General features: G+C 45.4%; 13 protein-coding genes. 8 read left to right on the forward strand and 5 right to left on the reverse strand.

What is annotated here, in order from left to right; translation table 11 throughout:
* The first annotated feature begins 181 nt into the window (after positions 1–181).
* The 8 genes from modB to QUA88_RS01695 all read left to right on the forward strand — a co-directional run bounded on the left by modB (position 182) and on the right by QUA88_RS01695 (position 8,579).
* Entirely contained in the window at positions 182–1,999 is a 1,818-nt protein-coding gene (gene modB / locus QUA88_RS01660) for a molybdate ABC transporter permease subunit (protein WP_333269902.1), read from the forward strand.
* Positions 2,000–2,068: 69 nt separating this feature from the next.
* Complete coding sequence (gene msrB / locus QUA88_RS01665) at positions 2,069–2,467, forward strand: peptide-methionine (R)-S-oxide reductase MsrB (protein WP_333056536.1); 399 nt, start codon at positions 2,069–2,071, stop codon at positions 2,465–2,467.
* A 59-nt stretch (positions 2,468–2,526) separates the two neighbouring features.
* Positions 2,527–2,796: a hypothetical protein gene (locus QUA88_RS01670; protein ID WP_333209160.1), complete on the forward strand. Its 270-nt coding sequence runs from the start codon at positions 2,527–2,529 to the stop codon at positions 2,794–2,796.
* Between the two features lie 7 nt (positions 2,797–2,803).
* The gene (gene pyrH, locus QUA88_RS01675; RefSeq protein WP_333056538.1) at positions 2,804–3,532 is read left to right on the forward strand and encodes a UMP kinase; all 729 of its coding nucleotides are present in this window, start codon (positions 2,804–2,806) and stop codon (positions 3,530–3,532) included.
* Complete coding sequence (frr, locus tag QUA88_RS01680; RefSeq protein WP_333056539.1) at positions 3,519–4,067, forward strand: ribosome recycling factor; 549 nt, start codon at positions 3,519–3,521, stop codon at positions 4,065–4,067. The genes pyrH and frr overlap by 14 nt, the downstream gene beginning before the upstream one ends.
* Before the next feature lie 172 nt (positions 4,068–4,239).
* Positions 4,240–4,545, forward strand: coding sequence for a hypothetical protein (locus tag QUA88_RS01685; RefSeq protein ID WP_333209158.1), 306 nt, complete (start codon positions 4,240–4,242; stop codon positions 4,543–4,545).
* 205 nt (positions 4,546–4,750) lie between these two features.
* Positions 4,751–5,203, forward strand: coding sequence for an NADAR family protein (locus QUA88_RS01690; RefSeq protein ID WP_333056541.1), 453 nt, complete (start codon positions 4,751–4,753; stop codon positions 5,201–5,203).
* A 370-nt stretch (positions 5,204–5,573) separates the two neighbouring features.
* On the forward strand, positions 5,574–8,579 hold the full coding sequence (locus tag QUA88_RS01695; RefSeq protein WP_333056543.1) for a GAF domain-containing protein: 3,006 nt from the start codon (positions 5,574–5,576) through the stop codon (positions 8,577–8,579).
* A gap of 82 nt (positions 8,580–8,661) precedes the next feature.
* Here QUA88_RS01695 and QUA88_RS01700 read toward each other — a convergent pair whose 3' ends face one another.
* From QUA88_RS01700 to QUA88_RS01720, 5 genes are all read right to left on the reverse strand, one after another.
* Positions 8,662–9,180 (reverse strand): DUF4276 family protein, encoded by a 519-nt coding sequence (locus QUA88_RS01700; protein WP_333233560.1) that lies wholly within the window; start codon positions 9,178–9,180, stop codon positions 8,662–8,664.
* A gap of 90 nt (positions 9,181–9,270) precedes the next feature.
* Positions 9,271–10,419 (reverse strand): AAA family ATPase, encoded by a 1,149-nt coding sequence (locus QUA88_RS01705; protein WP_333269907.1) that lies wholly within the window; start codon positions 10,417–10,419, stop codon positions 9,271–9,273.
* 173 nt (positions 10,420–10,592) lie between these two features.
* The gene (locus tag QUA88_RS01710; RefSeq protein WP_333209155.1) at positions 10,593–11,369 is read right to left on the reverse strand and encodes a pentapeptide repeat-containing protein; all 777 of its coding nucleotides are present in this window, start codon (positions 11,367–11,369) and stop codon (positions 10,593–10,595) included.
* Positions 11,370–11,781: 412 nt separating this feature from the next.
* Positions 11,782–12,426, reverse strand: coding sequence for a pentapeptide repeat-containing protein (locus QUA88_RS01715; RefSeq protein WP_333056817.1), 645 nt, complete (start codon positions 12,424–12,426; stop codon positions 11,782–11,784).
* A 400-nt stretch (positions 12,427–12,826) separates the two neighbouring features.
* Complete coding sequence (locus QUA88_RS01720; RefSeq protein ID WP_333056816.1) at positions 12,827–12,949, reverse strand: hypothetical protein; 123 nt, start codon at positions 12,947–12,949, stop codon at positions 12,827–12,829.
* Between the last annotated feature and the right edge of the window lie 18 nt (positions 12,950–12,967).

The following is a 12,967-nucleotide window of genomic DNA, read 5'->3' on the forward strand; positions in this document are numbered from 1 at the left end:
TTGCCGCCCAAGTGGGGGCGGGTTTACGGGATTATTTGTATTAGCCGAAGATTGTTGGTAAAACCCGCCCCTAGGAGCGAATCCCCAAATTATACATTTTGATTTATCTTTGGGTGGAAGCGGGTTTAGTAAATTATGTGTTTGAGGCAATTATTGTTGGTGAAACCCGTCCCTAGGATTTATGGAATTTGATATTTCTCCCTTCTGGATATCTCTAAAATCCTCCGCTATTGCGACATTTATTACCTTTTTCCTGGGAATAGCCGCCGCCCGGTGGATGCTTTCAACTCGCATCAGAGGTAAAGCTTTAATTGAAGGGATTTTCATTTCTCCCTTAGTTTTGCCGCCGACAGTAGTGGGATTTTTGCTGCTGCTGCTGTTTGGGAGAAATGGGGCGATCGGGCAATTTTTGCTACAATTCGACTTAACTATAATTTTCACTTGGCAAGCGGCCGCCATTACTGCCACAGTTGTATCATTTCCCCTCATGTACAAAACTGCTTTGGGAGCTTTTGAGCAAATTGATGCCAATCTTCTCAATGCAGCCCGCACTTTGGGAGCATCGGAGTGGCAAGTTTTTTGGCGGATTATGTTGCCGCTAGCATGGCCGGGAATTTTAGCAGGAACTATTCTCGCATTTGCCCGCGCTTTGGGTGAATTCGGCGCGACGTTGATGTTAGCGGGGAATATTCCCGGACAAACTCAAACTATCCCGATGGCAATTTATTTTGCTGTGGAAGCTGGGGATATGAGGCAAGCTGCTATTTGGGTTTTGATTATTCTGAGTATTTCTTTGAGCGTGCTAACTGCTGTTAACTTTTGGACTGATTTACAAAAGATATCGCCCAAACCGAATTCGAGTTATAGATTGCAATCAAATATTCCTAAATTCGCGTCTGTTTTTACCACAAAATCCCAACAACAACCTAAAAACGGACTTTTTTTAAACATTTTTAAACCTCTCTCCAGCTTTGCCTTGGATGTCGGCTTCGATATCGGCCCGGAAGTGCTGGGAATTTTGGGCGCGTCGGGTTCGGGAAAAAGCATGACTCTGCGCTGCATCGCTGGTTTGGAAACTCCAATGAGCGGTAAAATTGCAGTCAATGGCAGGGTTTTATTTGACTCCGCACAGGGCATTAATGTAGCTTCTAAAGACCGCCGCATCGGTTTTTTGTTTCAAAACTATGCTTTATTTCCTCACCTGACTGTTGCTCAAAATATTGCGTTTGGTTTGCAGCATTTATCTGAAAGCGAGCAAGAACTTCGGGTAAAAGAACAACTAATTTCGGTGCAAATGTCGGGAATGGAAAATCGCTACCCGCACGAACTTTCGGGGGGCCAACAGCAGCGGGTGGCTTTGGCTAGGGCGATCGCCCCTTCTCCAGAATTGCTGCTGTTAGACGAACCGTTTTCTGCTTTGGACACTCATTTGCGGAGTCAACTGGAACGGGAGTTAATGCAGACTCTGGCTAATTATCGGGGCATTACTTTGTTTGTCAGCCACAATTTAGAGGAAATTTACCGGGTGTGCAAAAATCTGTTGGTATTGGCCGAGGGAAAGCCGATCGCCTTTGATACAAAACAGAACATTTTCGATCGCCCCCGCAACTTCACCGTCGCCCAGTTGACGGGCTGCAAGAACTTCTCTGCCGCTAAACCGATCTCCGTAACTCTCGTCGAGGCGATCGACTGGGGCTGTACTCTGAGTGTAGTCGAACCAATTCCCAAATCTCTAGTTTCTGTGGGAATTCGGGCTCATCAACTGAGTTTTGTCAGCGGGTGCGATCGTGAAAATACTTTTGCTTGTTGGATCGCCTCGACTGTGGAAACTCCGCACCGGGTGACATTATATCTCAAATTGCACTCGCCTCCCAATGATTCCCAAGATTATCACTTACAAGCCGAAGTTTTCAAGGAAAAGTGGAGAGCTATTAAGGACAATCCTTTTCCCTGGTATGTTCATATCGAGCCAATTAGGTTAATATTAATGGAAGCCTGAGTTAACTAGCAATATACCGTTAACCGTCAACACTCAACAGCTAAATACATCTTAACCCAACATCAAATCATGACTGAACAAGTTAAAAAAACCGACGCGGAATGGCAACAACAACTAACGCCAGAACAGTTTAAAGTCACCCGCAAAAAAGGAACGGAAAGAGCTTTTAGCGGCGAATATCACGACAACAAAAAACCCGGAATTTATAAGTGTATTTGTTGCGGCACTGAGCTATTTAAATCAGAAACCAAGTACGATTCCGGTACCGGTTGGCCGAGTTTCTACGCTCCAGTTAGCGAAGAAAATGTCAAGTGTGAGTCCGATAACACCTTGTTCATGCGCCGAACAGAGGTACTGTGCGCTGTTTGCGACGCTCATCTCGGTCACGTATTTAACGACGGGCCCAAACCTACCGGTCAGCGTTACTGCATGAATTCTGCTGCTCTTAATTTCGTTCCCAAGGATTGATTCTTTTAGGGGCTAGCTAGAAGCCCAACCCCTACTCCCCACAAAAAATCAATCCGGTTGTGGAACAGGCATCTTGCCTGTTCACCGGCGCATTCACTGAGAAAAAATCAATCCGGTTGTGGAACAGGCATCTTGCCTGTTCACCGGCGCATTCACTGAGAAAAAATCAATCCGATTGTGGAACAGGCATCTTGCCTGTTCACCGGCGCAGCCGAAGCCACAAACAAATTCTCTGGCAGCACAAGCAGGATGCCTGTTCCGGGCAATTGATGTTCAAAATGCACCCATACTGCTATCTTATGGTGGAGGCAAAAAGAGTAAAAAAATAGTGGCGGCATGGGGATGGTATATCAGCGAGTTTTGCTGAAGCTCAGCGGTGAAGCGCTGATGGGCAGCTTGGGCTACGGGATCGATCCGATAGTGGTTCAGTCGATCGCCCAGGAAGTGGCCAAAGTCGTGTCCCAAGGCATTCAAATCGCGATTGTTGTCGGTGGCGGCAACATTTTTCGCGGGGTGAAAGCTGCTTCGGCAGGGATGGATCGGGCAACGGCTGATTATGTGGGTATGATTGCTACGGTGATGAATGCTATCACTTTGCAGGATGCCCTGGAACAAGCAGGAGTGCCAACGCGGGTGCAATCGGCGATCGCCATGCAAGAAGTAGCTGAACCCTACATCCGGCGGCGGGCAATTCGCCACCTAGAAAAAAAACGAGTAGTGATTTTTGGTGCCGGTTCTGGCAACCCTTTTTTTACTACTGATACTACAGCCGCTTTGCGGGCGGCTGAAATTGATGCAGAGGTGATTTTTAAAGCTACTAAGGTAGATGGGGTGTACGATTCTGACCCCCACGTCAACCCCAACGCGCGCAGGTATCAAACCCTCACCTATGCCCACGTCTTGAATCAAGATTTGCGGGTGATGGACAGTACGGCGATCGCCCTTTGCAAAGAAAATAATATTCCTATTATGGTATTTGACCTCTCGGTGTCGGGCAACATCTACCGAGCTGTAATGGGAGAATCTATTGGAACTCTTGTCGGAGGTTTTTGTGAAGTTAGCTGAAGCAGAAGATCATATGCAAAAGGCAGTTGAGGCTACTCAACGGTCTTTTAATACTATTCGGACGGGACGGGCCAACGCCTCCCTCCTCGATCGAGTCATGGTAGACTACTACGGCTCTCCAACTCCGATCAAATCCCTTGCCAATATCGGCACCCCGGATGCGACTACGATCACCATTCAACCGTTCGATCGTACAGCGCTGACCTCGATCGAAAAAGCAATTTCCCTGTCCGATGTAGGACTCGTTCCCAACAACGACGGTTCAGTTATTCGCTTGAACATTCCGCCGCTGACAAGCGACAGACGCCAAGAATTTGTCAAAATGGCCAGTAAGTTTGCTGAAGAAGGTAAAGTTGCAATTCGCAATATCCGCCGCGATGCCGTTGACTCGATTCGCAAGCAGGAAAAAAGCAGCGATATCTCTAAAGATGAATCCCGCGACTTGCAAGATAAAATTCAAAAGCTGACGGACAAGTACGTTGCCAAAATAGAAGAAGTTCTGGCAGCCAAAGAGAAAGATATCACGACTGTTTAGGGAATGGGAAATTGGGCATGGGGAATAGGAAGAGTTTTGAGATTGTTCAGAGCCGGCCGCGAACAACGAGCAGACGCTTAATCATTTGTGAGTTGTGAGTTAAAAACTCAAGATTTCACACTCATTAACTTACCCATTCCTCCTGCCCCATTGACCAATCACCCATTACCAGTTGTCCGGTGAAGGAATTCGTCCTGCCATTTTTAGTGGATTTAAGGCTGCTGAGGCGCTCGATCGAGCTCTTGGATGTGCCGACGACGCTAAGGAGCCTTACACTCAATCGATCGCCCAAGAATGGAACACTCATCTGATTTGGGTCAGTCGCTTGGCTAGAGCATTCTATCAGTTTACAGGAGCTGCTTACAGAGCGGGCGTCAAATTGCCGATGACTACTCAGTTGATGAGCAAAATTTTGTGTGGCGAACCGCGTTATGCCGATATCGCTAACTGCGCTCTTAAAAAGCTGATGCCGCTTTAGAACGAAGGAAGTTCAGCAACGGATTTAACGCATGGATTTTGAGGGAAGAAAAAAGAGAGAATCTTCTTAAATCCCAATTCCTTATTCTCAATTCCTCATTCCCAATAGCGGTAAGGTGCGCCCCTAAGCACCCTAGATAATTGGATTTTGCGTAAATCCTGTAAAATTTAAAATCTAAAATCTAAAATCTAAAATCTAAAATCAAATGATAATTTATTTTTATAAAGTAGAGGAGCCTTATGGCTGCTTTTCTAATTTTTCACTACACGACATTTCTCTGCACGGTCAATATTGGTTGACGGTGGAACATTACTATCAAGCCCAAAAATTTGTCAGCACCGATCAAAGATTAGTGGCGGCGATTCAAGCCGTAGCAACTCCTCAAGAAGCCGCTAAATTAGGTCGCGATCCCAACCACCGGATTCGCGCTGATTGGGAAGCCGTGAAAATTCCCATTATGCGCGAAGCAGTTTTAACTAAGTTTCTCACTCATACAGACATTCAAGCGATTCTTCTTGCCACAGGGGATCGAGTAATTGTAGAGGATTCGCCAACGGATTACTACTGGGGGTGTGGCTGCGACCGAACCGGTCAAAATCATTTGGGTAAAATTCTGATGAGCGTGCGCCAAGAAATTAGTCAGCACCAAGGGCGCTGATAGAAACTCAAATTCTTTCGTTAATTATCATTATATGAAGTTCTACAACAAATGTCAAGTTATCCTAACAATGAAGAATTCTCCTAGTGAGAGTGTAAGATTGCGAGAAATTTATAAGAGCATTAAAATAATAATTATTATTTGCTTAAGTCGCTCTGCCTGTTGAAGGCAAGGATTAAACTGGCGCGATCGCAGATTTGACTTGCCCCAGCCCACCAGAGGCGATACACCGTCGTCTCTGACAAGTGCGCGACGGATTAATTGTACAGATCGGTTGAGTCAAAAACTCAGGGTGAGGCATTTGAGTTTCAACGCTCCAAGAGCACATCAAAACTTCTTATTATCATTGTATAAGTACAAAAGGAGATTTATGCAACTCAGAGAAAATACGCAAGAATTACATTATAAACTAGACAGAGAAGTTTTGATACGGCGGATAACAGAACGCATTCGCCAATCTCTAGAATTAGAAGATATTTTAACCAGTACGGTAGCAGAAGTGCGGTCTTTTTTGAAAACAGATCGCATTATGATTTACAGGTTTAGTGCCGACGGCAGTGGAGAAGTTGTTGCTGAGTCACTTAATAACAACCATCTCCCTTCCTTGAAAGGACTGCACTTTCCAGCAGACGACATTCCCGCCAGCGCCAGGGAGATGTATCTCACTTTGCGCCAGCGGACAATAATAGATGTTAACTCAGGGACGATCGTCCTGAGTCCCCTCGATGCAGCAGACACCGGTCAACCCTTAATAAAAGAGGAGATGCACTACCGATCGCTCGATCCTTGCCACACCGCTTACCTGATCGCAATGGGAGTGCAATCATCCTTAGTCGTGCCGATAGTGCACCGCCGGATCGTCTCGGAAAACAGCAAAACAGATATCTGCCAAGCCGCGACGTGTCTGACTCGATACGAGCCAGGAAATAATCAAAAAATTCACATCGAACTGTGGGGACTTTTAGTGTCTCACCACTGTGCGCCCCTCAATATTTCACCAGCAGATTTAGAAGTAGTTCAGCTCGTATCGGATCAATTGTCTAGCGCTATCGCCCACGCCCTCCTCCTCCAGCAAACCCGCTCTCAAGCGGCCCGCGAAGCTACCGTGAGCCGCATAGCAGCCCTGTTGTACGGTCACGTCAACATTCAACTGCAACAGGGTTTAGAAGCCACCGTCACCGCTTTGGGTGGCAGCGGTGGCAGACTCTATCTCAACCAGCCGAAAATCAACGGTGAAAAATTATCCCCTCCCAAGATAGAAGGAGGATTGCCAATTGCCCCGGCCCACAGTGATGCTACCTTTGAACTGTTCACCACAGGAGAACAACCGACACTTCCCAACTGGGAAAAAGTTAAGGCGATCGAAGCTCATGCCCTCTGGCAGGAATGGCTAACCAAAGGATTCAAAAATACCGAAGAATTTCCCAAATTTCCAATTTTTACTAATTCTCAATTCCCAGTTTTGATAATTACCGACTTATACAAAGAACCTCTATTTAGAGTTTTAGTTCCCGCTTTCCAATCTACTAAAATTCGGGGTTTGTTGGTAATTCCCCTCCACTACAAACAACAAGTAGTTGGCTGTTTGACCATTTTTCGCAATGCAATAGATACCGAAAAAATGTGGGCGGGGCGCTTTGACACCAGCGCTGCACAAACCCTTCCCCGACAATCATTTGAACTTTGGCGAGAAATAAAAAAAGGTCAGTCGCCAGAGTGGAAGTACGAAGAAATTGAGCAAGCTTTAGCTATAGGCAGCCAATTTTGTTCGGCAATTGGGCAGTACGTTCTTTATAAAGAAGTGCAAACTCTGAATGCCAACTTGGAGCGCCAAGTTCAAGAACGCACCGCCCAATTGCAAAAATCCTTGGACTTTGCCAAAGTATTGACGCGAGTTAGAGACCAGATTCGCAGCACCTTAGATTTAAAAATCATACTGCAAACTATTGTGCGAGAAGTCAGAGTTTTGTTGGATACCGATCGCACGGTAATCTACCAATTTGCGGCCGACAAACAGGGCGAGGTAGTTGTCGAAGCTGTTTGCGGCGAGTGGCGGTCAATTTTAGGTATCACATCTCCACAAGGATGCTTTCCCGAAGGCTCAGACTGCTTTTATCGAGCCGGACGGGTGCGAGCAATTAATGATATTTATACTGAGGATTTAACACCCTGTCACCGCGAATTTTTGGAAGAGTTGCAGGTGAGAGCAAGTTTAATTGTACCCATGATGGGCAAAGATTCCCAATTGTGGGGGTTGCTGATTGCCCATGAGTGTTCGGGGCCGAGAGTTTGGCAAACAGCAGAACAGGAATTGGTGCAACATTTAGCGGCTCAAGCTGCGATCGCCATTCACCAAGCAGAACTTTATCAAGAAAGTCTCAATGCAGCAACTGCCGATCGATTAAAAGCCGAACAGCTAGCTAAAACCCTCACAGAATTGCACAATACCCAAGCCCAACTGATTCAAACCGAAAAAATGTCCAGTCTCGGACAACTCCTGGCCGGAGTCGCCCACGAAATCAATAACCCCGTTAACTTTATCTACGGTAATCTGTCCCACGCCAGCGAATACACCAAAGATTTACTCTGCTTGGTGGAACTCTACCGCCAGCACTACCCCAATCCCAACCCAGAAATTAGCGAGTGCTCCGAAGCAATAGACATCGAATTTCTTGCCGAAGATTTGCCAAAAATTTTGGGTTCCATGACAGTCGGAGTTGAGCGCATTCGCCAGTTAGTGGTATCTTTGCGTAATTTTTCCAGGATCGATCAAGCCGAGAAAAAAGCCGTTGACATTCACGAGGGCATCGACAGTACCCTGTTGATTTTGCAGCACCGGATCAAAGCCAATTCTGAGCACAACACCGTAGAAATCATTAAAGAATATGGCAAGTTGCCCTTAGTTGAATGCTATGCCAGCTCGCTCAATCAGGTATTTATGAATCTGATCGGTAATTCCCTCGACGCCCTAGAACTGAGAAAAAAAGAGGGAGTTATGAATCTTCCCTTTAAAGCAGCAAATGCAGCCGCGACGCATTTAAGCTCCCAAATACTGCCTATCGAGTCAGGAGATATAAAGGCCACCACCGAGTGTTTGATTCCTAATTTTCCATCTCCTTGCATTCGGATTCGCACTGAATTAATCAATGAAAAAATGGTAGGAATTTGCATTGCCGACAATGGTCACGGCATCCCCAAAGAGTTAATCTCTCACATATTTAATCCCTTTTTTACTACTAAACCGGTCGGTCGCGGCACGGGTTTAGGACTGTCTATCAGTTACCAAATTGTTGTTGAGAAACACCAAGGCGTACTTAAATGTGTTTCTGTACCCGGTCATGGTACAGAATTCTGGATCGAGATTCCGCTGAATTAAGTAGAACAACCTAAAAAAACTGAACACCCAGATACCCGGCTTCTTTGAGAATTCGGGTAATTAACAGCGATCGCGTTTTACGTCAAGAAATTATTTTCTCTTCATCGCAGAGAGAGATAATTCGATTCACAAAAGCTTTTAGCTCTGGACAAGCTTGAATCGCAATCATCAAATCGTTTTTTTCCAAAATAGCCTTTCCATCAATCACTTTGTTATAGTCTCTTTTGCATTGTCCCAAGCTAAAAATTTCCTTAATCCAATAGGAAGGTGGCTTTTGGTGATTCACGGTTTCAGGCAAACCGCTAGGAGCAGAACGGTTGTGTTTCGCTCGCTTCTGGATAGTTGTCCAGTAGGGAAGAAGCCATGCTTCAAAATCATGTAATGCTGTGTGAGGATAGAAGTTTGGGTTTTTATCTACCCATGTCATCATTTTCTCTTTAGCATCATTGGCATCTTTAAAGTCCGGCTTTCCCGTATAAACGTCTGTAAGTGCAATTACAGCATCATAGCCATCATTATCGAGGAAATTTTCAACAATAACCTTGAGTTTCTTTTCCTTGGGAATTCCACCATGTTGGGGTTTAAAGTCGAGTCTGGGCATTTTTTGCTTGCTCTAAACGACTTTGGAGAAACTTACGAAGCTTCTCTTTAAATGCCACTTCAGTAGCACCTTCAACCAAAATAGCAATTCTCATGGACGGCCACCCATCACATTCATTTCCCAAAGCTGGTCAAGAGTATAATCTTCTAACCATTTATTCAGGTTAAAAGTGTCACCCCACCTCATTTTTGCCTCCCCTTCTTCCAAATCGCAGACCAAAACCTCGCTTGGATCGAGAAATCTGATGAGTCTATCTGAGTGTGTGGCAACTATCAGTTGAGTGTGTTTTGAAGCTTCTCTCATTAGATAAACTAAGTGTCTTAAGAGTTCCGGGTGTAGGCTAACTTCGGGTTCATCTAACAACGTAATAGTTGTTAAAGTTTGACTTTGCAGCAGCGCAACCAACCAGAGGAAACGCAGCGTTCCTTCTGATAGCTCATGGACATAGAAAGGCTCAGAAAAATTTCTATCTGTCCAAGTCATAGACATAGTTCCTGCGGCAACCGGAGGAAAGTTTAATCGCTCGAAATCTGGAAAGGCAGCAGAAATGATATTTTCAACCATTTCAAAACGGTCACGATCGGTTTCCCGAAGGTCATAAAGACAGGAAACGAGGTTTTCACCGCTTGCTCCAGGCAACTTTGCAGGGCGCATTGCTTGAGGTAGACGGATTGGACTTTTCTCGGAAACATCGAGTGATCCATAATATGTGCAAGAAGCAAGGCTCTTTCTCAGGTTCTCTGGTTCGCGATACATTTTAGGAACTTGAGAAAGGGATGTTTCAAGAGGATTATGCTCCCAACTCGGTCTAACAAATCCTCTGCTTTCTTCTTGAGAATATTTAATATCCAAACCTTGTGATTCAATATACTTGAATGGTTCAGCTCTGTTGGGATTTCTCTGCTGTGTTAAAGATTCGTCTCTAACTTCATAAGATAAACCTTTAGGTGACAATGTTAAGCTGTACTTCAAAGGTTGTTCCTTTGGCACTTGCAGTGAAATTTCAATTTCAAGTTCTTGTACTTTACCTCTTGTCAAAATTTCATTCAAGCCGCCTTTAAGTTGTAATAAATTCTGTAAATTTCCAATTGCTGAAGCGGCTAGTATTGAAAGGACATCTAAAAAAGAAGTTTTTCCTGCTCCGTTTGCACCAATCATGACGATGAGATTTCTCATCTCAAGCTCAATATTTTGAAGACGCCGAAAACCCCTTACGGATATATTTTCAAATCTATTCATATTCTGTCCTTAAATAGTGAAACTAGCCTAGACACATATATTGAGACTAGGCTAAGTATACCTGCCTTACAGACATTAGGGGTTTAGTAAAGCCAGATGGGTGTAAGAAACGCTCTACATCGCTTGGGTTGGCGCAGCATGAAAAGTCGTTGGAGCAGGCCGTTCACAAGTCTTTAAGGCAAGATTAGCTTCACCAGAACAGAACCGATCGACCCCAGAAGACTCATAAAGTCGCCGCGGCTGGAAGTGCGGGGTTCCGTTGGCTTTTGGCGTGCCACAATGGCTTCGCCTAACTGCTTTGACAACTCCTCACCTTGGGGATTTCCTTGATCTGCAAAGAGTTTGTTTGCTATTGCAGCGTCTTGAGCCGCACCGGCGAACTCTCCCAAGTCAGCGCGAGACATACTGCGCGCAAAATAAACGGCTGCTAAATCCGATTTCAGATTCAGGGCTTGATTGTAATAATCAATGGCGTTTCTGTAGTTTCCTGCTTGAGCTTCCAGCACTCCCAACCGATAGAAGTCTTCAGCGGTGCCGATATTGGTTGGCATTCCTCTAACTCCGAGCAGTTGCGCGTTAGTTAAATTGGCGTTGAGCAAATTGGCGTCGCTGAGATAGGCACTTCTCAAGTCAGCACCGCTGAGGTTCGCACCGCTGAGGTTTGCCCCTGTCAGGTTGACGCCAAACAGGCTAGTGCCGCTGAGGTTGGCACCGCTGAGGTCAGCCCCCGCGAGGTTGGCTCGACTGAGGTTAGCCAACCTCAAGTCAGCACCTTTGAGATTGGCTCCTGTTAAATTGGCTAAAACCAAGCCAGCACTGCTGAGGTCGCAGTTGGGGCACTGTCGGGTGGCTAGTAATTGTTGCGTGTGTTGGATGTTCTCGGCGGGTGCAGGAGCGATCGGGGCGATCGCGCTCAGCAGCGTTGCAGCAGCGAGGATTCTGAGTTTCATTTTAACCGTCCCAAATCCAAAATATTAAATCTAAAATAGCTTTTATCGAAGCAATTGAAAATCACCATAACACAAGTTCACCCAACAAATCTTTTGACTTGCCGTATGTAGGAGTTCTGAGCGCCATCAGCAGCCTAGATTGAAGTTCTCGGCCTTACCTGAGTGTCAATCGATTTTAGATTTTAGATTTTAGATTTTAGATTTTAGAATTGAAGCATTGACTTGCGCGAGAGAAATACGTTCGGCAAGTTTCTCGGATACAGGTTTTTTATTTCTGGACGGATGAATCACGTGGCGGGTATCATGGATGCTTTCGGTCAAATAAAGATTTCGCTGCCAATAAATTAGGGTAATGAATTACTCATTACCCTTTAGCCGCTGTTCTCGGCAACCATAAAAATTAACCAATAAATTAGTCGTGAATCGTGCCGTCGGGCATCGTTGTACCCTTAAGATATACTCCGCTCAGGTTGACTTTTGTAAGGTTTGCTCCCAACAGGTTTGCTCCGCTTAAGTCGGACGCACTTAAAATCGCTTCAGTCAAGTCGGCCCTAATTAGACTCGCCCCCATTAAGTCGGCTCCGCTAAGGTCTACTTTACTCAAGTTTGCGCCAATTAAATCGCATTCTGTGAGCACCGCCCTACGCAAGTTTACTCCGTAAAAATTTACTCCGTGCAAGTCTGCACGGCTGAGTGTTGCCCGAGATATATTCGCTCCAATTAAAGTTGCTTGGATCAGAGAAGCTCCGCTCAAGTCTGCTTTACTGAGATTTGCTCCCATCAACTCAGCTCGATTCAGGTTAGCTTCAAGTAAAAGTGCTTCTGTGAGGTCTGCTCCACCTAAGTCTGCTTTGCTCAAATTAATCTTGCACAAATTGGCTTTGCCAAAGTTGACTCTGTTGAGTTTGGCTTTGCTGAGATTGGCTCCAATCAGGTCGGCTTCATACAGATTGGCTCCAATCAATTCTGCTTCGTAGAGGTAGACCTCGTGCAGGTAGACCCCACTAAAATTTCTTTCTCCTATTGCATATAGCTTGAGCAGTTCGTCAACGTTCATTGTGGCTTCTCTACACCTTTTAAATGAAGAATACTGTCAGCAAGCTGGTTACACCGGATGTTCTGCAATTTTAGATTCTGAAATATTCACACCTAGGGTGAAACTTCCCTGAATCTATAAGGTTTTAGGTGGAAAGTCCGATCGAACTCATAACTTTTTGTGGCTAGTTGAGCTTACTGAGTGCTTGTGTGACCTAAATCACAAAACAATGTTAGTAGTATCACATAGAGGTTCCGCTTTCGATCACAGCAGACGGGCAAAAATAGCCGATACTTATACTGTAATGCTGAGAAATTGACAATGCCACCCTCGTCGTGTTTTACTCAATTGGCGATAAAGCCAGTAGTTTCACGGATAGTAGCCCGCTTGCTGTGAAAGTAGGTTGCAACGTCACTCGGCCCTACCCGCTCTGACCGATGAGAGTGCTGATATCTAAGGATTTTTCGCACTGCGAAAGCCAAAAATGCACTTCGGGGACGAGGGGAATGTCTGTATAAAAATGCGATCGCTGGTGTACAGACATTCGCTTGTTTGCTAGCAC

The organism is Microcoleus sp. D3_18_C2 (assembly GCF_036702395.1).
GTDB lineage: Bacteria > Cyanobacteriota > Cyanobacteriia > Cyanobacteriales > Microcoleaceae > Microcoleus.

What these genes read in the sequence shown, in the direction of transcription:
- QUA88_RS01690 (WP_333056541.1), top strand. Translation starts at nt 4,751, where the DNA reads ATGATAATTTATTTTTATAAAGTAGAGGAGCCTTATGGCTGCTTTTCT.
- msrB (WP_333056536.1), top strand. Translation starts at nt 2,069, where the DNA reads ATGACTGAACAAGTTAAAAAAACCGACGCGGAATGGCAACAACAACTA.
- QUA88_RS01695 (WP_333056543.1), top strand. Translation starts at nt 5,574, where the DNA reads ATGCAACTCAGAGAAAATACGCAAGAATTACATTATAAACTAGACAGA.
- QUA88_RS01715 (WP_333056817.1), bottom strand. Translation starts at nt 12,426, where the DNA reads ATGAACGTTGACGAACTGCTCAAGCTATATGCAATAGGAGAAAGAAAT.
- QUA88_RS01720 (WP_333056816.1), bottom strand. Translation starts at nt 12,949, where the DNA reads ATGTCTGTACACCAGCGATCGCATTTTTATACAGACATTCCCCTCGTC.
- QUA88_RS01700 (WP_333233560.1), bottom strand. Translation starts at nt 9,180, where the DNA reads ATGCCCAGACTCGACTTTAAACCCCAACATGGTGGAATTCCCAAGGAA.
- modB (WP_333269902.1), top strand. Translation starts at nt 182, where the DNA reads ATGGAATTTGATATTTCTCCCTTCTGGATATCTCTAAAATCCTCCGCT.
- pyrH (WP_333056538.1), top strand. Translation starts at nt 2,804, where the DNA reads ATGGGGATGGTATATCAGCGAGTTTTGCTGAAGCTCAGCGGTGAAGCG.
- QUA88_RS01705 (WP_333269907.1), bottom strand. Translation starts at nt 10,419, where the DNA reads ATGAATAGATTTGAAAATATATCCGTAAGGGGTTTTCGGCGTCTTCAA.
- QUA88_RS01710 (WP_333209155.1), bottom strand. Translation starts at nt 11,369, where the DNA reads ATGAAACTCAGAATCCTCGCTGCTGCAACGCTGCTGAGCGCGATCGCC.